The organism is Marinifilum breve (genome assembly GCF_003202155.1).
Taxonomy (GTDB): Bacteria; Bacteroidota; Bacteroidia; order Bacteroidales; family Marinifilaceae; genus Marinifilum; species Marinifilum breve.
Window position 1 is genome coordinate 15846 of sequence record NZ_QFLI01000004.1, and the last position, 18431, is coordinate 34276.

Sequence of the window (18431 nt, forward strand, 5' to 3'; positions counted from 1 at the left end):
GATTACTCTTCATAATCAAGGATAAATTTATTTGTAGCAGCTTCTATTCTAGCTTGAAGTCGAAATAAATCTATCCCCCATTCCTTCTCATAATACTCCGTAACAATATCTATTTTACTCAACATCTTCGATAAACCTATAGGTCCAGATTGATTCTGCTGTAAGGTTAACGAGCCATCTTCTTTTTGTACTGTAGCTATGCCAAACATGTACAATTTCAACTGAAAATCTGAAAGCAACATCTTAACAATGTTTCCTGTAACCAAGCCATTTTCATCCTTTTCAGGCACATCTCTACTGATAGGAACATTACTATTTTGAGATTCAGATAAAATGGTAGCAACAATTTCAACAAAATCTTCATGATCATTCGACATGCTATAAGGAGTAATAAAACCTAAACTATTTGCTGAATAATCATTGTGATTGTACCAGGCACCCGTATACAATCCTTTAGAAATTTCCTTAAATTTAACCGGGTAGTGAATTTTCTGATGCAATATATGAGCAAACTCATGGTGCATGGTGTGAAAAGCTTTTGATAATTTATCAGCTTCAAGATGTTTTAAATTATCGACATCAAAAACGGTTACCTTTCTTCCACCTTCCGCTAACCCCAGAGTCATGGTTCCATCGTCGTTATATTGTGGAGTTCCAACCAAGTAAATCAACTTTGGTACATAAGTTTTTATAAATTCTTCTCCTCCTTCTGCCTCGTATGGTTGAATCCAGGTTTTATATAAAGCTTGTAAGAATTGTTCAGCCTTCTCTTTTCTTGGAGGGGTAACATGAAAGTTGTTGTCAACCTCACCATCTTCCCACTTCCATTTTATTTCCATATTATAAGGCAATGTAAAAGTTTCATAAATCCATTTATCAAACTCACTTTCATGAACCTCATCAACATAAACAACCGTTTCTTCACGCATATCTTCTTCCTTTTCGCAGGAAATAAGTGCAAAAAGAGATAAAATAAAGATAATTTTTATTGTAATATTTTTCATGATTAGATTATTATCTTGGGTTAGCTTCTATACCTTGTGCCTGAGCATTCAAAGGTATTTGTAATTGTTTCCTTAAATCATTCTCACTTAAAGATGTTAAATCTCCATTAACTGAGTAATGACGTATTTTTGTATTAAACCTTTTATGATCGAACCAGCGCATACCTGTGTAATAATACTCCTTACGTCTTAAATCATACAAGCAATTCAAGTAAACTCTTTTTGTTTCATCTATAGAATAAAACGGATTCAATCCATAATCATAAACAGAACCAATTTTATAGACTTTTTCCATCTTCTCATAAGTAAAGTCGTGTTTAACTGGATCATAAACCTTAATTCTCTTGCTCAAATATGCATTCATGTCCGATTTAACTTGCTCATAATTACCCTGCATGATATTAGCTTCTATTCTCAATAATAAAGCTTCTTCCATATCAACAAGAACATTCATGATCATATAGTAACCAATATCACTATTCAATCCATCTTTTTCTGTATGATATCCCCACTTTACCATGAAAATATCAGGATCACCTCCGTATAAATCCCAAATCCATTCACCATGAGCAAAGTTTTTATTGAAGTATTCATGTTTCTGTCCATACAGCTCACTATGAGCCTTATCAAATATCTTATTGAACATTTCCAATGACATGCCATATTGATATGTACCATACAAATACACAAACCAACTACTATATTGAGGTGCTACCAATAAATTTGTTTCTTCATCAGTTTTGCCCCACTCAATAATGGCTTCATTAATATCCATATTGCTATACTTTCCATTCAAATCACGCAAAGATTCAGCAGGATTTCCACCAATTACCATATTTGTATGTTCCAATACTTTATCAAATTCACCTTTTACACTGTAAAAACGAGCGGCAAATGTATGGGCAGCTTTAAAATTCCAGTGTAATGATTTATTACCATATACATTATCATTAATGTACTTTAAACCTTCAGTAATGTCCTTTTCTAAATTTTCATAAACTGAAGCAACAGTTCCTCTTTCATATTTTGTAAGTACATTGGTTTCTGATTTGGTTACATATGGAATACCTAAATCTGCAGCAGCTGTAGTGGGATTATAACTCACACTCCAAAGGTTTACCAGCATAAAATGACAATATGCTCTAGCAATTAATGCCTCTCCATAGAATGGTTTAACCTCATCAGGAATTATTCCATCAACCTTACTATTTTCAATTGCATCCAAAGCATGATTTGCCTGCTTTATTGCAGAATAACATCCATTCCAATATGCATCAGGAGTGTCCTGAGAAGTTAATCTAAAATCAGTCCAATGGTATGCATCACTGTTAATTACATTCTTCCTGGCACTTTTACCTTTATCTGTAGCATTATCGCTCATCGCATAACAAAACATGGCATGATTTTGATCTGGATAAGCTTGGGTCAATAATTCTCCAATTTTCTCAGGAGAATCAATAACTGTTCTATCATCAGGCATTTCATCCAAAAACTCATTACAAGATGTAAATCCGAATAGATAAAGTGCCAATACTATTTTTATATAATTTCTCATTAGATTTTCTCTATTACAAGTTTAACTTCAGGCTCAATGTATATTGGCGTGATACTGGTAGAGCAACACCTCCATTACCAAAAAACTCAGGATCTTGTCCATTTAATGCCTTATCTGAATACAATAAAAATAAATTTGTTCCCGCTGCTTTTAGCACTGCTCCAGATATACCTAGTTTATTCATTAGTGTTTTGGGCAAATTATATGATAATGACAACTCCTTTAAACGAATAAAATCACCTTTTGCAACTCTCTGATCAGAATAATTATAGGCATTATAGGTAGATTCTAAACCTGTACCGAATTCCTCATAAATTCTTTTACTCACAATAGTTGGAATATTTGTGATATTCTCGTCACCAAACTTTAACCATCTATTTTTCATGTCTTTTGGCATAGCATCTAGATCACTATACTTTGCATGAAATGAAGGGTACAATCTAATTACATTACCAAAGGAATAAGTACAGAATATATTCAGTGATAAGCCTTTATATTTGAATCGATTTGAAATACCACCAGTTACTTTAGGATCGATGCTTCCTTCGTATTTCAAATGATCTACATTGGTATCCTGAAAATAAATGTCCTTCGTTTTATCTCCATTTTTATCATAGAAGGTTGGCAAACCTCTACTGTCGAGACCAGCAAATGGAATAGAGAACAAGCCACGTACAGCGCCTCCTAGTGTTGCTGCTCCTTCAGCCTTTGTAAGACTATGAATATTTGGTTGTCCGTAAAGTTTAGTGATTTCGTTCTTGTTGTAGGCAAAAGTTACATTGGTATTCCAGCTAAAATCATTCTGTTTGATATTTACTGTATTTAAGCTAAACTCAACCCCTTTAGAATCCATATCAGCATAATTGGCAAGTTTCCATAGTTCACCACCAATACCACTGGTCTTAATCCCCGCAATTAAATCAAAACCTTTTCTCAAGTAGAAGTCACTGCTAATACTAATTCTGTTATTAAACAAACCCAAATCGAAACCAACGTTAGTTTCATACTGTTTTTCCCAAGTTAACTCAGAATTCTTCAAACTTGCTACTCTCAATCCATTCTGCACTTCATTGGCAAACGGAGCAACAGTAATTCCACTTCTATATACTGCTTTGCTATTGGTTGCTGGTCCCATACTTGCTGTTAAACCATAGGTAGCTCTTAAATTAAGATGAGAAAGCCACTCAACATCTGTAAGGAATTTTTCTTCTTTGGCATTCCACTTTGCACTCACATTCCAAGTTGGCAACCAACGTGAATCTTTTGAGTCTCCCAATTTATTACTTCCATCAACACGAACCGTAGAGTTTAATGTATACTTACCGGATAAACTATAAGCCACATTAGCAAAGAATGCTACAAAACGATCACGAGATTTCCCGATCCCAAAATAAGGGAATCCACCTTGAGATAATTTCTTGATCATATTAGGATCGGTAAAAACAGTATTTCCTTTATCATACTGAATTCCATATCCATCAAAGGCAGAATATTCTCTATCAGAGGATCTCACTTCCTGACCTAGCATAACATTCACCAGATGTTTTCCATCAAAAGTGTTGTTATAGTTGATAACATTTCTGAAATAAAAATTTTTCAACATGTTATCTTCTCTATTATAAAATCCACCTCTCTCAAGAGCACTAATAGGTCTTTCATTTGGTTTTTCAGGATCAGTGAAAAGATATTTATTTGCATCTTCAATAGTTGAGTCTCCAATACCTGCTCGATATGCATTCGCAACATTAGAATCACCAGTCATTTTATGCTCTGACGTTGATTTCACATAGCGCATATTACCTACAAATTTATAGGTTAAATGCTTATTAAATGTGTAATCTAAATCTCCTTGTATACTTAAATCCAATACATTTAGATCGATATAGTTATTCTTGAACTCTTCTAGAATGTTAAATTTTGCAAAGTTCATTCTATTATAGCGATACGATCCATCCTCATTGAAAGGCACAATTGTTCTACTTGTGTTTAAGGCATAAGAAAATGGATTAATATCGAACTCACGACTATAATCTCCATTTACCGCATCGGAGGTACGACTAAAAGTTCCAGGAGCTTGTTGATCTCTAAAACTTCCTTTAGTTGATAGCCCAACAGATAATTTTTCATTCAATTTGAAATTACCTTTCATATTAATCGTATATCTATCAACCTGATCTGCAATTGTCCAACCATCATCGTGTAGAAAAGAAGAAGAAACATAAAAGTTTGCGGTTTCGGACCCTCCACTTAAACTAACCGAATGATTTTGTTGTAAACTATTATTAAAGAGTAAATCGAACCAATCTGTGTTAGCTTTTTCATATTTTCTTAGGTAGTCAGCACGTGATTCTGGAGTATTTAATAATTCATACTTACCATTTTCATATGTATTAATAGCGTCATACATTTGAAAATAAACACCTCCATCTTTACTTCTCATCATCTCAGCATGTCCCAACCATTGCTTGCGTTCCATTTCGCGAAAAACTGACATTTGATCCTGAGAAGTTAATATATCATACTGACCATAATTTGGTTTAGTCTTAATCGTAAATTCAGAGGTAACATTTACTTTAGCTTTTCCTTTACCCCCTTTTTTGGTAGTGATTACAATCACACCATTCATAGCACGTGCACCATAAAGGGCCGTTGCTGATGCATCTTTCAAAATTTGAAAATCAGCAATATCTTCAGCATTTAAACCAGCAACGGAACTACTAATTAAGGTTGATACGTCTCCAGAAGATAATTGATCGGGACTCACATCCACAACATCCTCTAAAACCACCCCGTCAACAACCCACAATGGTTTTGTATCTCCATAAATTGATGAAGCACCACGAACACGTATTTTTGGTGCTGCTCCAAAAGTTCCTGAAACATTTTGCACACTTACACCAGCAACTTTCCCCTCCATCATTCTTCCTACATCGGTAATACCGGACACTTTAGCATCTTCAGCCTTTAATTTAGTAGCCGAACCAGCAAATAGTTTTCTATCAATCTTTTGATAACCTGTTGTTACAACAACTTCTTCAAGCTGTTCTGCAGATGATTTTAGGATAATATCTAAAAATTTCTGATCGGTTAGTTTAATTTCCTGTGGTTCCATTCCTATAAAAGAAACCTGCAGAACATCGTTCCCAGTTGGAACATAACTTAATTCAAACTTTCCATCAAAATCTGATGAAACACCAATCGTAGATCCTTTTATAACAATTGAAACACCAGGAAGTGGAATTCCATTATTATCTACAACTTTTCCTTGAATAATTCTCTTTTCTTGTTGAACTGAAACATCTAAACTTTCTTCAACCTTTTGCTTTACGACCTCTCGAGGGTACAATACAATCATTTTATCCTCTAAACGATAGTCTAGATTCGTAATTTTTAGTACTTCGTATAACACTTCATCTAAAGAGGCTCCCTTACATTCAATATTAACATCCTCTAATTCCTTTACATATTCGTAATCATAGATAAAATCATATTCGCACTGTTGAGAAATTTCGGTTAAAACTTCCTCAACACTAGCAGATTTCATTTCCATATTCAACGAGGTTTGCGAAAACAACTCATTGGCTTGTACACTAATAATTCCGAGTAAAAATAGAAACACACTTAGTTTCATTCTTAAAAGTATTTTTCGCAGTGGAGAGAATACGCGCCCCTTACTGCCAGTAACACAATTTTTTTTCATAAATTTGAAATTGGGTTAGACACTTAGTTTAACTTGTTACATTTGAGTCATGAGACTCTATTTTGCGGGGAACGGTCCAGGTTCCCCGTTTTTTTTATTTAATCCATGAACCAAAGTCCATAGAAATTGATGTTTAACCTATTTGTCGCAAGACCTTGCAACTCTTTATTTCTACCTTTTTACTTTTCGACTTACAATTAGATGATCACCCTCCAATTCTAAATCAATTGGCGATATTTCTTCAATCAATCCAATCAATTTGTCAATATTTTCATACCTGTCTGTCACACCTGATATTCTTCTTTTCAAGACAGCTTCATCATCACATATTACCTTTACCCCATACCAACGAGACACTTTTCTCAAAACACTTTCCATAGGTTCTCTGTTGAAAACAAATTTTCCATTTTTCCATGCTGTGTAAACACCTATTTTCACCTCTCTTACTTCCAATTCATTAGAAGCAAGTTTCAATCCCACCTGCTCTCCTGGTTTAAGAATTACTTCTTCTACTTCATTTGAAAACTGAACACTTCCTTCTACCAAAGTGGTTTGTATCTCCGCTTCATCCTGATAAGCCATCACATTAAATTCTGTTCCCAATACTTCCACTTTAGAGCCATCAGTTAGATATACATCAAAAGGTCTCTCTTTGTCTTTTGCTACAACAAAATAGGCTTCTCCACTTATCAACTTCACCTCTCGTTTACTATTTCCAAACTTTTCAGGAAACTGAATTTCTGTTTGAGCATTCAACCATACTTTAGTACCATCGGACAATTGCATGTAATACTCTCCCTGAATTGGTGTTTTAATGGTATTGAACTTTAATACTCCATCAACAGCCTTTCCTTTCTGATAAACCAATTCATTGTTCGCATTACTTGCCAGCTTTTTCTTCCCAAACTTAATATCCTTCCCTTGATAGTCTTCCAAGTAAATGGTTTTACCATCAGACAATTCAAGGGTTGCCCTCGAAGAACCTGCTTCTGCAATCACGGGATCATGAGACCAATACACTTCATTTAGCATGTAGGTAGTAGCCAATAATGGCAAGATTATTACTGCAGCCCATTTCAATACAGTTTTAAATCTGATTACCTTGGGTTTCAATTCAGGAAATTGTCTGGTAATCTTCTCCCAGGACTTCTCCTGATCAATTTTACTATATTGGTCATGCTTTCCTTGAATTCGTTTCGAGTCAGAAGCCAACAAGTAGCTCCTTTTATTTTTCGATTTCCACTCAGCAAGTTCTTGCTGTTCGTCAACAGTCAAGCCTCCCATTTTTTCTAAGGAAATCAATTTTGCAATGTCATATATCTCTTTCATAACATGTTGTTATTATCTTTTCTTAAAACAGAGAATTCAATTACTTTTTCACATCCTTCATCTTTTAATCAAGTAATTAACCCTCGTTTAAGATGCAGTTCTTTCAACTGATTTTATTAAGAGACCACTAAGTAGGAAAAGGGTGTTAGTTATTTTTCTTTTTTTTTGAAAAATTTATGGAAGCAAAATAAATGGAAAAATGATTTTGTGTTTTTAATAGCCACTTGTTCTAGTTGGTGGGCTTAGAAAAATAGTATGCTTAATAAATAAAGAAGTAAAAAAGTAAGAAAAGAATAATAAAATTTAGATTCCAATCTATAAGTTCCCTTTATACTCGTGAATTACAGCTTAAAAATTCAATTCAATCAGAATAGCCAACCAATAGACATGACTCCCTAATTTTTCGCGAAGTACTCTATATGCATTCAATTTATGAGACTTTACCGAATTAACTGCTAATCCCATTACATCTGCAATTTCTTGGTTCTTTAAGCCCAAAAGACTGTATCGAATAATTTGTTGTTTTTGTTTTGGTAATTCACCAATGAATCTGTAAAGCAAACGGGAAACCTCTTCAGATAGCACCTGATCAAGAAAAAACTCTTCGGTTTCGAGTTTAGGTAAGGATTCTGCAATGTATTTATTTTTGACCTGCTCATGTTTGATATTACTCAAACACTTGTTACGAACCGCTCGATATAAATATACCTTTAAAGTAATTTCATTCTGATATTCATCTTGCTTTTCCCACAATCTTACAAAAACCTCTTGCACTAAATCCTCACTCAAATTAATATTAGACACAAAAGTATTTGCAAATGCTACAAGACTTACAAAATAATGGTCAAATATTTTTCTGAAATTGTCCTTACTCAGAACTATTTTATTAGATTCGGTCAATGGGGTTGTGGGTTTAGATTCGGCTACAAAATAAATAGTTTTATTTGAATCGAAAAAAACTTTACCAGATTTCCTTTCATCTGGTCCAATTCATATTAGTTCAAATATTGTGTAACATACCAACATTCATTTCACAATTATTTTCAATATCAACAATTATACTTATGTTTGTGAAGTGCCTACACCAGCACAACTTTTACAACAAAGAAAACCTCTAATATTTCTGTTAAGATCAAATCTTAGGTATATTTTTTTACCTATTTTTACCACCCCCTAGGAAAATTTAACAATACCGATGCTTTTGCATCATTTTTTAAACAACTAGTACATTAACTAATGAAGAGATTATTTATTTTCTTGATGGCTGTATTATGTAATGCCTATGCTTTTGCCAATGGCAATTCAGAATGGATTCGTTACGCAGCAATTTCGCCAGATGGTAAACAAATTGTTTTCACCAACAGAGGAGATTTGTATCTGGTATCAGCTAAAGGTGGCGAAGCTCGCCCATTAACATTTCACAAAGCTCACGATTACATGCCTGTGTGGAGCCATGATGGAAGCAAAATTGCATTCGCATCAAACCGTTTTGGTAATTTTGATGTGTACATTATGGATGCCAAAGGTGGTGCAGCTACTCGTTTGACTTATCATTCGAATAACGAGGTTCCTTACACTTTTACTCGCGACAATAAAAACATCTTATTTGGCGGTATACGTTTGGATGACGCGAAACATAGACAATATCCACATCGTTCGCAAACTGAATTGTACCAAGTTCCTGCAAATGGAGGTCGTGTTGATCAAGTTTTCACAATTCCTGCCGAAGATGTAAAAATCAGCAATGATGGAAAGCAGATGATTTATCATGATGTAAAAGGTGGCGAAGATGAATTTCGTAAGCACCATGTATCATCGGTTACCAGAGATATCTGGACTTATGATGTAGCAACTGACAAACACAAAATGATCAGTTCATTTAATGGTGAAGACAGAAATCCTGTTTACAGTACTGATGAAAAAAGCATTTTCTACCTAAGCGAAGAAAGCGGATGTTTTAACGTACACAAAATGGATCTTGCTACACCTGAGAAAAACACTCAGATTACAAGCTTCAAAATGCACCCAGTTCGTTACCTAAGCATGGCTAACAACGGTACTCTTTGCTATACTCACAATGGTGAATTATTTACCATGACCAATGGCAAACAAGAAAAAGTAAATGTAAATGTTCGTACTGAAGACAAAGCCAATAACGAACAAATCATTTCAGTTCGTGGTAATGTAAAAGAAATGGCTATATCGCCTGATGGAAAAGAAGTTGCCTACATTGTTAGAGGCGAAGTATTTGTTTCGTCGGTTGAAGGTAAAATGACAAAAAGAATTACAACTACTCCTGCTCAGGAAAGATTTGTAAGCTTCTCGCCTGACGGAAAAAGCATTCTTTATGCAAGCGAACGTAATGCAAAATGGGGAATCTACGCAAGTAAAAAAGTGAATGAAACTGAACCGTATTTCTATGCTTCAACATTGCTTAAGGAAGAACCTGTAATTGTTAATACTAACGATAACTATCAGCCTGAATATTCGCCTGACGGAAAAGAAATTGCTTTTATTGAAAACAGAAGTTCATTGAAGATTTTCAATATCAAAAGCAAAAAGATCCGTACCATTATGAATGGCGACCACCTATATTACATGGGTGAAGGTGATCAATATTTTACCTGGAGTCCTGATAGCAAATGGTTGTTGGTTGATTATTCTCCCGTGTTGGCTAATGGAGAAGTTGTAATTATTTCGGCTGATGGCAAACAGAAAATGATTAACCTTACCGAAAGTGGTTATGGCGACAGCTATGCCAAATGGGTGAACAAAGGAAAGCAAATGTTGTGGTTTAGCGATCGTCACGGATTGCGTTCATACGCAAACAGTGGTTCTCGTCAGATGGATGTATACACCATGTTCTTCACAAAAGATTCATGGGATCGTTTCAACATGAGCAAAGATGACTATGCTCTTCTTAAGGAAATTGAAAAGAAGGAAAAAGAAGAGAAAGAAAAAGCTAAAAAAGACGAAAAGAAAGACAAGAAAAAATCGAAGAAGGACAAGTCTAAAAAGGAAGAAGCTAAAAAAGATAGCTTGTTGACTTTTGATTGGGATGGCATGAAAGATCGCAAGAAAAGATTGACCATTCACTCTTCTAAATTGAGCGATGCTGTTCTTTCTAAAGATGGTGAAACTTTGTACTATATTGCAAAATTCGATAAAGGATATAGCATTTGGAGCACCAAATTACGCACTAAAGAAACCAAAAAATTAATTCCTATCGGATCCAGAGGGGGAAGCTTGCTTTGGGACAAAGACATGAAAAAGTTATTCTTGCTATCAGGAGGAACGATGTCGAAAGTTGACTTGGCAGGAAAATCTACAAAACCGATTTCTGTGAATAGTGAGATGATTTTAGATGTTGCTGCAGAACGTCAGCAGATGTTCGATCATGTTTATGCTCGAAATAAAGGCATGTTCTACATTTCGGATTACCACGGAGTTGATTGGGATGCTTTAAGAGATAATTATGAGCCTAAACTAAAATCGCTTAGTAACGATTTTGAATTTGCTCAATTGCTTTCTGAAATGTTAGGTGAATTGAATGTTTCACATTCAGGTGCACGTTACTATGGAGGAATTTACAATGGTGACAAAACTGCATCATTGGGAATCTTCATCGATTACAAATACAAAGGAGATGGTATCAAGATAACTGAAATCATTAAGGATGGTCCATTGGATAAGAAAAAATTCAATGTAAAACCTGGTATGATTATCGAACAGATTGATGGAATCAAAATTGGTAAGGATGTTGATTTTGCCAAGTTCCTAAATCGTAAATCTGGTAAATTTACTGCACTTCACATTTTTGATCCTTCTACCAAAAAATATCAAGACATAACTGTAAAACCTGTTTCATTAGGTACCGAGTCAGACTTGATTTACAAACGTTGGGTGAAAAAGAATGAAGAGGAAGTAGACCGCTTGAGTAATGGCAAACTTGCCTATGTTCACATCCCAGGTATGAATGATGGTGCTTACCGTAACACATACGAAAAAGTAATGGGTAAATACTACGACCGCGATGGTATCATTATCGATACTCGTTTTAATGGCGGTGGTGATTTGGTTGGTGACATTACCATGTTCCTAACTGGTGAAACTTTTATGGAATATGCTATTGAAGATCGTACAGTTGGTTACGAACCTGGTTACCGTTGGACCAAGCCTTCCGTTGCTATGATCAATGAATCTAACTACAGCGATGGTCACTGTTTCTCATGTGCTTACCAAGATCTTGGCATTGGTAAACTAATTGGTATGCCTGTTCCAGGAACTTGTAGTTTTGCTGGCTGGGAAATGCTTCAGAATGATCGTGTACTTTGGGGTTCGATTCCTGTAAGTGCAAAGAACAAAGCTGGAGAATGGTTGGAAAACAATCAGACTGTTCCTGAAATTCAGGTTAAAAACATGCCTGAAACCATTACCAAAGGTGAAGATGAGCAGTTAGAAGCTGCCGTTAAAGCTTTATTGGAAGAATGTGCTGAATAAGCAATAGCTATTAAGATACAAGTAAAGCCGCTGAATGTTCAGCGGCTTTTTTTGTTCCATATCTCATGACTTTAAAGAAAAACAAACATCTAAAATATCTTTCTCACTCACAGTCATTTGGTATTAATCAAGATGAATTTAAAGATAAAGAGCAATTCTTTATAGATTTGCAGAGATCAAACTCAATATTAAATGAAGCAAATAACACTCCATATTATTTTTCTAATCATACTTTTATCATCTTGCAGTAAAAGTGAGAGTGAAACAATTCTTCCAACAGAGGAAAATGGTTTTATAAAAGGAGCAGATTTGTCTTTTTTACCTCAATTAGAAGAACTATCTATACCATTCTATGATAAAGGAGTACAATCTGACGTGCTGAATATTCTTAAGAACCAAGGAATGAATACTGTTCGCTTAAGATTATGGCATACTCCACAAAATTCAAACTCTTCCTTTAATGAGGTTAAGAAGTTTGCAGAACTAATTAAAACGCAAAATCTAAACCTTTGGTTAAGCATTCATTATTCGGATACATGGGCCGATCCTGCACATCAACAAATACCGGAAGCATGGAAAAATTTAAATTTTGAAACACTTAAGGATAGTGTGTACAATTACACTTCAAAAATCGTCAGAGAAATAAAACCCGATTATATTCAAATTGGAAATGAAATTAATCCCGGTATTTTACTTCCTGTTGGAGATCGCTTCGAACAAATAGAGCAATTTAAAGAATTATTAAGTATAGGAATTAACGCTGTACGTGATACTGACCCCAATTGCAAAATCATGGTTCATCATGCTGGTTATTCCAATGCCGAATCATTTTATAATGATTTAAAGCAACTTGATTTTGATATTATGGCGCTCTCCTACTATCCCATTTGGCACGGAAAAAGTCTCTCTGAATTGAAATCTAGCATAAACCATTTGCAAACTCAATTTTTAAAGCCTGTGATTATAGCCGAAACTGCCTATCCATTTACTCTCGATTGGAACGATTGGACCAATAACATTGTAGGTCAGGAGGATCAACTGATCCTGCCTAATTATCCTGCAACATCTGAAGGCCAAAAGAAATACTTACTTAAAATCAAAGACATTTGTAATGAAGTAGATGCTTTAGGATTTTGCTACTGGGGTGCAGAATATGTCGCATTCGATGGTGATGAATCAAAAAATGGGTCGAGTTGGGAAAATCAAGCATTATTCGATTTTAATAATGAATTATTACCTGCCGCTGAGGCATTCAATTAAAAATAATAAAATCCCATATTCAGGTTTAGTATTCTAAATAAGGAATAAAACACCAAATAAAGACTTATTTGTCTCATTTAAGAGCTATTTTTATCACGTCTAAATTAAATTAGACCTATAAAAAGAAGATTGAATAAGATGATTAAGAATTTTTCCGAGTACCTGAAAGAGTTTGAGCAAACTCTGAAATCAGTATTTTACGAACGAGATGACATTAATAAATTCAGCCTGAATAGAGGTTTTCCTCCATTGGTAATGCGTGAAGTAATGGCAAGTGCTCCTTTATCGGTAGCAATTCCAGAGAATTATGGAGGAAGAGGAGCAAAAGTGAAGGAATGTTTAGGCATACTCTCTTCTGCTGCATATGAATCATTACCATTGGCATTAACATTAGGAATTAATATTGCACTGTTTCTTGAGCCTGTAGCCAAATATGCGAACAACACTGTTAAGGGAGGTATCTTCAAGCGCTTTTTGGAAAAACAGCAAATGGGAGGTTTAATGATTACCGAACCTGATTTTGGTAGCGATGCACTAAATATGCAAACTCATTACACCCAAAAAAATGATCTATACCACATTAAAGGTACTAAGCATTGGCAAGGCTTAACCGGATTAGCAGATTTTTGGTTGATCACATCAAGACAGAAACATGAGCAGGGCAAATTGAATCGTGATATCGATTTTTTTATTTGCGATGTAACTCAAAAAAAACAAAAAGTTGTAGTCGAAGAATATTTCGATAACCTGGGATTGTACATGATTCCCTATGGTACCAACAAACTTGATGTACAAATACCAAAGGAATACAAATTAACACCCGAAAGCACAGGGGTTAAAATGATGCTGGACATTCTTCACCGAAGCAGAATGCAGTTCCCTGGTATGGGATTGGGCTTTATCAAACGACTAATGGATGAAGCAATTGACCAATGTAAAACTAGAATTGTAGGAGGAAAAAGTTTGCTTTCGTTTGATCAGGTTCAGCACCAAATTTCAAAAATGCAAAGTGCTTACACCATATGTTCTGCTCTTTGTGTAAGAAGTAGCGATAAAAGTGGATTGGAGAACAATTTGGCAAGCGATGGTATCGAGGCAAATAGTATTAAAACTGTTGTTACCGATTTAATGCAAGAGTCGGCTCAAACCCTGGTACAACTATCCGGAGCAAAAGGCTATCGTTTAAGTCATATCGGGGGACGTGGAATTGTAGATAGTCGTCCATTCCAAATATTCGAAGGGGCAAATGAAATGCTTTACACTCAAATTACAGATATGATTCTAAAATTGATGAAGAAGAAAAAAGAAAGCAACTTGTTCCAATTCTTGAAAGATTTTAATCTAACTGATAAAGCATCTGAATATTTTAAGAAGGAAATTAACTTTTCAATTGATTTTAACCTTCCGCAGCGCAAACAAGTGGATTTGGGTAAAGCTTTAAGTAGAATTGTATCTGCTGGTTTCGTGCTTAATTTGGAAGAAAAAGGTTTTAGAAAAGATTTAATCAGCAACTGTATCAACTCTCTACAACATGACATTAGCAATTTGATCAACTCCTTCCAAATAAACAAAGGTGTATCTAGCATCGAAGATTATCAGGACGGAAGTTCCTGGCTTGAAATGGCATAAAATAACACCAAATAAAACTCCAAAACCGCCTTCATTCGCAAGGTGGTTTTATTTATCCCTCTATTTACATTCATTATATTTTACGAAATATTTCGTACTTTACACCAATATATCATAAGTATTATTTAAATTTAGAAATTAAAATTAGTCTATAGACTAGAAAACAATTCAATAATAAACCTTTAATAATCCAAAAATGAAATTTAAAATTACAATCCTATTAATTCTTTCTTTTTTATGTGCATTTGGCACTTATGCCCAGCAGAAAAAAGTAATTAAACCTGAAACCATTTACATTGTAGATAACGAGATCGTAAGCGAAGATTTTGTAAAAAAATTAAACACCTCTCATATAAAGCAAATGAAAATGGGAGTAAGAGGTAAAGAAAAAGAAGAACTTATAAAAAAGTTTGGTGAAGCAATAGAAGATAACCAGATTATTGTTTTTACAATGAAAACTGAGGAGGAAATCAGAAATACCAAAAACATAAAAAAAACCATAACGAAAGAAGAAGCTGCAGAAATAAATCGCAAAAATGCTGAAGAACGCACTATAAAATTAAAAGAATCTACTTTGGTGAATAGTGGTGATATGGCCAAAGATTTCACGCTTGAAATGCTTGATGGATCAAAAGTTAAATTATCTGACCTTAAAGGCAAAGTGGTCTTGATCAACTTTTGGGCAACCTGGTGTAACCCTTGTATGAAAGAACTTTACGAATTTCCTGAAAGAATTATCGAACCATTTGCAAACAAGGATTTTGTTCTGCTGGCAATTTCTCGTGGAGAAAAGCCTGATGTAGTTCGTAAAAAAATGGATAGATTAAAAAGCAGAGGTGTAGAATTTAATGCTGGCTTAGATCCAGATGAAGAAATCTATAAGCTATATGCAACTAATTATATTCCTCGCAACTTTTTAGTCGATCAAAATGGGAAAGTAGTTTACACCTCAATTGGTTACACCGATGAAAAATTAAACAAATTGGTACAGAAAATCGAAGAGTTATTGAAATAAATTACAAACAAATTTATCTGTTACAAATAAAAGGCATGAAAACAGGACTTACTATTGGTCCTGTTTTTTTATTTAACTAACCATTATACTACAATTCCCTATATTTACTACCACACAGGATTCCTACTTAACCTAAGTTAATACGTTACCCAACGTGGTAGAGTACGTTGGTGAACCTATTCGAGCTACTTACCTAACCTACTAAAGTACGTTGGTAAACCTACTCGAGACACTTACCTAACCTACTAAAGTACGTTGGTGAACCTACTCGAGACACTTACCCAACCTCCTAAAGTATGTTGGCGAACCTACTCGAGACACCTTTCCAACCTACTAATGTAGGTTGATGAACCTATTCGAGACACGTATTGCTCCAATCTGGATTAATGAAATGGTGAAGAGATAAGGATAAGTTAGAAAGACATATTTATGAAAGAAAATCCAAGGTATTTCCTTGGATATTTTTATTCATTCTTAAAATATGTTTAGAAATTATAGCGAATGCCTGTGTGTACACCAATTGAGTATGGTTTATAATCAAATTGGCCACTCTTGTTAATAGAATTCAAGTAATATTTAAAACTAGGTTCAAGACCAATTCTAACTTTAGGACTTAACTGATACTCAAATCCCAAACCAAATAAGGAGCTGAAATTGGTAGTTCTTAAGTTCTCTATTTCACCAATTTTTTGTCTAGATCCTGAAGTGCGATAAACACCATTCTCAACAATCCAGTTCGCACCAATACCCCCACTTAAATAAACACCCAATCTCTTTTGTGTTAAATTGTATCGAAGTAAAATTGGCACTTCAATGGTTTCGAAGCTTTGCATCAAATCATCCGATGAACTGTAAGTAGAAGCAACCATATATTCAGCATTGGTTCTATCCTCAATATTCCCACCAGTATACCTAATGTTGCCCGCAGTAGTGTGCGATGGTAGAACCGTTCTCTCCTGTTTGTTAAAGTTATTGGTTTCTCCTTCTCCCATAGGATCTGCAAATGCCAGATCCATCCTGGAGCCTCCCATATCCTGACCAACACGATTATACATGAAACCAGTTTGTAATGCTAATTTCTCACCTAAAGCATAGTTCACTTTAACCCCTCCTCCAAAGCTTACAATTCCACTATTTGCACTTGCAGCGGATTCTTCGTTAGAGTAAGCAGAAGAAATTTGTCCAATAATGGCCCAACGATTCTTTCTTAACTCATCCTTTCTGGATTGCTCCATAGCCAAGAGGTTATTCATAACAATCAAATCTTCTGCACTTAATTGTATGGCTTTTGATTTTTCCGCATGCTCATATTGCAAACTCTCAGGAATCTGATTGGAGGCATTCAACAGTTGTCTAATTCCTAATGGGATACTATTTAATAAAGATTCCTTCTCAAAATTATTCTCTCTGCTTGTTATTATTGGTTGAACAATATTCTTTGCAAAATTCGATGTATTTTCTGCTATAAATACACCATTTCCATCCTCCACATTAGTTACTTCTGTGTCTGCTTTGTCTTTTCCACCAGTCTCGCTAAACACCTCTGAATCATCCGACTGATTCACTGAAGAAGAATTATCGCTCATTTGTTCGGTAGGAAAACCTCCAGGTTTGGAAATAAACAAGCTACGATTTGCAACTCCGAAAAACAATAGAACAGAAGCGGCAAGTGCAGCTGAAATAAAAATGATTACTCCTCTCCTTTTTCTACGAGTAGCTGCCATCTTTCCATCAATCGCATTCCAGACTTCAGGATTTGGTTCAACACTCATTCCTTTCAACCCATCGGCAAACAGACTATCGATATGTTTGTTCTCGTCTAGCATATTTTCAGCTTGTTCTCTTTTTCACTTAAAAAATCATTCACTTTTTGCTTTAAAATTGCTCTTCCTCGAGCCAGGTTCGATTTCGAAGTTCCTACAGTTATATCCATCACCTCAGAAATCTCGTTATGGGTGTATCCATCTAAAACATATAAACTAAACACCATTTGGTACCGATCAGGCAAGCCCTGAACCATTTGCAATAGAACTTCCAATGGAATGTTCGAGCTTTGAATGGATTCGTCGGGTTCTGAATCAGGATCGGGTTCCCAAACCTCATCAACCACTTGCATATTTTTCGATTTGCGGAACTTTTCCAAAGCAGTATTAACCATTATTCTGCGAATCCAACCTTCGAATGATCCTTTAAACTGATAAGATTTAATACTTTGAAAAACTTTAATAAAACCATCTTGCAAAGTATCCTCGGCTTCACTTAAATCATTGGAATACCTCAAACACACACCTAGCATTTTAGGTGCAAACTCTCGATAAAGCAATTCTTGCGCTTTAGATTTACCTTTCGAGCATTCTTTTACTATTTGTTCTAATTCTCGGTTTTCCAAAGTGGTTAACGTCTTTTGCGATCCTGATTTATTAAATAGTCGTGCAAAGT

Annotated in this window: 11 protein-coding genes; 4 read left to right on the forward strand and 7 right to left on the reverse strand. The window is 35.0% G+C overall.

Going from position 1 to position 18431, the window contains the following annotated elements:
- Positions 1-2: 2 nt before the first annotated feature.
- The 5 genes from DF185_RS10050 to DF185_RS10070 form a co-directional block, all read right to left on the reverse strand.
- Positions 3-1004, reverse strand: coding sequence for a substrate import-associated zinc metallohydrolase lipoprotein (locus tag DF185_RS10050; protein WP_110360626.1), 1002 nt, complete (start codon positions 1002-1004; stop codon positions 3-5).
- Positions 1005-1014: 10 nt separating this feature from the next.
- Positions 1015-2559: a RagB/SusD family nutrient uptake outer membrane protein gene (locus tag DF185_RS10055; protein ID WP_110360627.1), complete on the reverse strand. Its 1545-nt coding sequence runs from the start codon at positions 2557-2559 to the stop codon at positions 1015-1017.
- Between the two features lie 13 nt (positions 2560-2572).
- Positions 2573-6259, reverse strand: a complete 3687-nt coding sequence (locus tag DF185_RS10060; protein WP_207784623.1) for a SusC/RagA family TonB-linked outer membrane protein — start codon at positions 6257-6259, stop codon at positions 2573-2575.
- A gap of 171 nt (positions 6260-6430) precedes the next feature.
- The gene (locus DF185_RS10065) at positions 6431-7588 is read right to left on the reverse strand and encodes a FecR family protein (protein ID WP_110360628.1); all 1158 of its coding nucleotides are present in this window, start codon (positions 7586-7588) and stop codon (positions 6431-6433) included.
- A gap of 348 nt (positions 7589-7936) precedes the next feature.
- Complete coding sequence (locus DF185_RS10070) at positions 7937-8488, reverse strand: RNA polymerase sigma-70 factor (protein ID WP_165836000.1); 552 nt, start codon at positions 8486-8488, stop codon at positions 7937-7939.
- 336 nt (positions 8489-8824) lie between these two features.
- On the opposite strand from DF185_RS10070, the gene DF185_RS10075 reads away from it, so the two are divergent.
- The 4 genes from DF185_RS10075 to DF185_RS10090 all read left to right on the forward strand — a co-directional run bounded on the left by DF185_RS10075 (position 8825) and on the right by DF185_RS10090 (position 15992).
- Complete coding sequence (locus DF185_RS10075) at positions 8825-12088, forward strand: S41 family peptidase (protein WP_110360630.1); 3264 nt, start codon at positions 8825-8827, stop codon at positions 12086-12088.
- Between the two features lie 192 nt (positions 12089-12280).
- On the forward strand, positions 12281-13348 hold the full coding sequence (locus tag DF185_RS10080) for a glycoside hydrolase family 53 protein (RefSeq protein WP_110360631.1): 1068 nt from the start codon (positions 12281-12283) through the stop codon (positions 13346-13348).
- 138 nt (positions 13349-13486) lie between these two features.
- Entirely contained in the window at positions 13487-14977 is a 1491-nt protein-coding gene (locus tag DF185_RS10085; protein ID WP_110360632.1) for an acyl-CoA dehydrogenase family protein, read from the forward strand.
- 196 nt (positions 14978-15173) lie between these two features.
- Positions 15174-15992 (forward strand): TlpA family protein disulfide reductase, encoded by an 819-nt coding sequence (locus DF185_RS10090; RefSeq protein ID WP_110360633.1) that lies wholly within the window; start codon positions 15174-15176, stop codon positions 15990-15992.
- 485 nt (positions 15993-16477) lie between these two features.
- On the opposite strand, the gene DF185_RS10095 is transcribed toward DF185_RS10090, so the two are convergent.
- Both DF185_RS10095 and DF185_RS10100 read right to left on the reverse strand, forming a co-directional pair.
- Entirely contained in the window at positions 16478-17818 is a 1341-nt protein-coding gene (locus tag DF185_RS10095) for an outer membrane beta-barrel protein (protein WP_110360634.1), read from the reverse strand.
- Complete coding sequence (locus DF185_RS10100) at positions 17812-18381, reverse strand: RNA polymerase sigma factor (RefSeq protein ID WP_243421765.1); 570 nt, start codon at positions 18379-18381, stop codon at positions 17812-17814. Before DF185_RS10100 ends, DF185_RS10095 begins: the two co-directional genes overlap by 7 nt.
- Positions 18382-18431: the final 50 nt, after the last annotated feature.

Excerpts from the sequence above, each read along its gene's own strand:
- DF185_RS10050 (WP_110360626.1), bottom strand. The coding sequence starts at position 1,004 with ATGAAAAATATTACAATAAAAATTATCTTTATTTTATCTCTTTTTGCA.
- DF185_RS10055 (WP_110360627.1), bottom strand. The coding sequence starts at position 2,559 with ATGAGAAATTATATAAAAATAGTATTGGCACTTTATCTATTCGGATTT.
- DF185_RS10060 (WP_207784623.1), bottom strand. The coding sequence starts at position 6,259 with ATGAAAAAAAATTGTGTTACTGGCAGTAAGGGGCGCGTATTCTCTCCA.
- DF185_RS10065 (WP_110360628.1), bottom strand. The coding sequence starts at position 7,588 with ATGAAAGAGATATATGACATTGCAAAATTGATTTCCTTAGAAAAAATG.
- DF185_RS10075 (WP_110360630.1), top strand. The coding sequence starts at position 8,825 with ATGAAGAGATTATTTATTTTCTTGATGGCTGTATTATGTAATGCCTAT.
- DF185_RS10080 (WP_110360631.1), top strand. The coding sequence starts at position 12,281 with ATGAAGCAAATAACACTCCATATTATTTTTCTAATCATACTTTTATCA.
- DF185_RS10085 (WP_110360632.1), top strand. The coding sequence starts at position 13,487 with ATGATTAAGAATTTTTCCGAGTACCTGAAAGAGTTTGAGCAAACTCTG.
- DF185_RS10090 (WP_110360633.1), top strand. The coding sequence starts at position 15,174 with ATGAAATTTAAAATTACAATCCTATTAATTCTTTCTTTTTTATGTGCA.
- DF185_RS10095 (WP_110360634.1), bottom strand. The coding sequence starts at position 17,818 with ATGCTAGACGAGAACAAACATATCGATAGTCTGTTTGCCGATGGGTTG.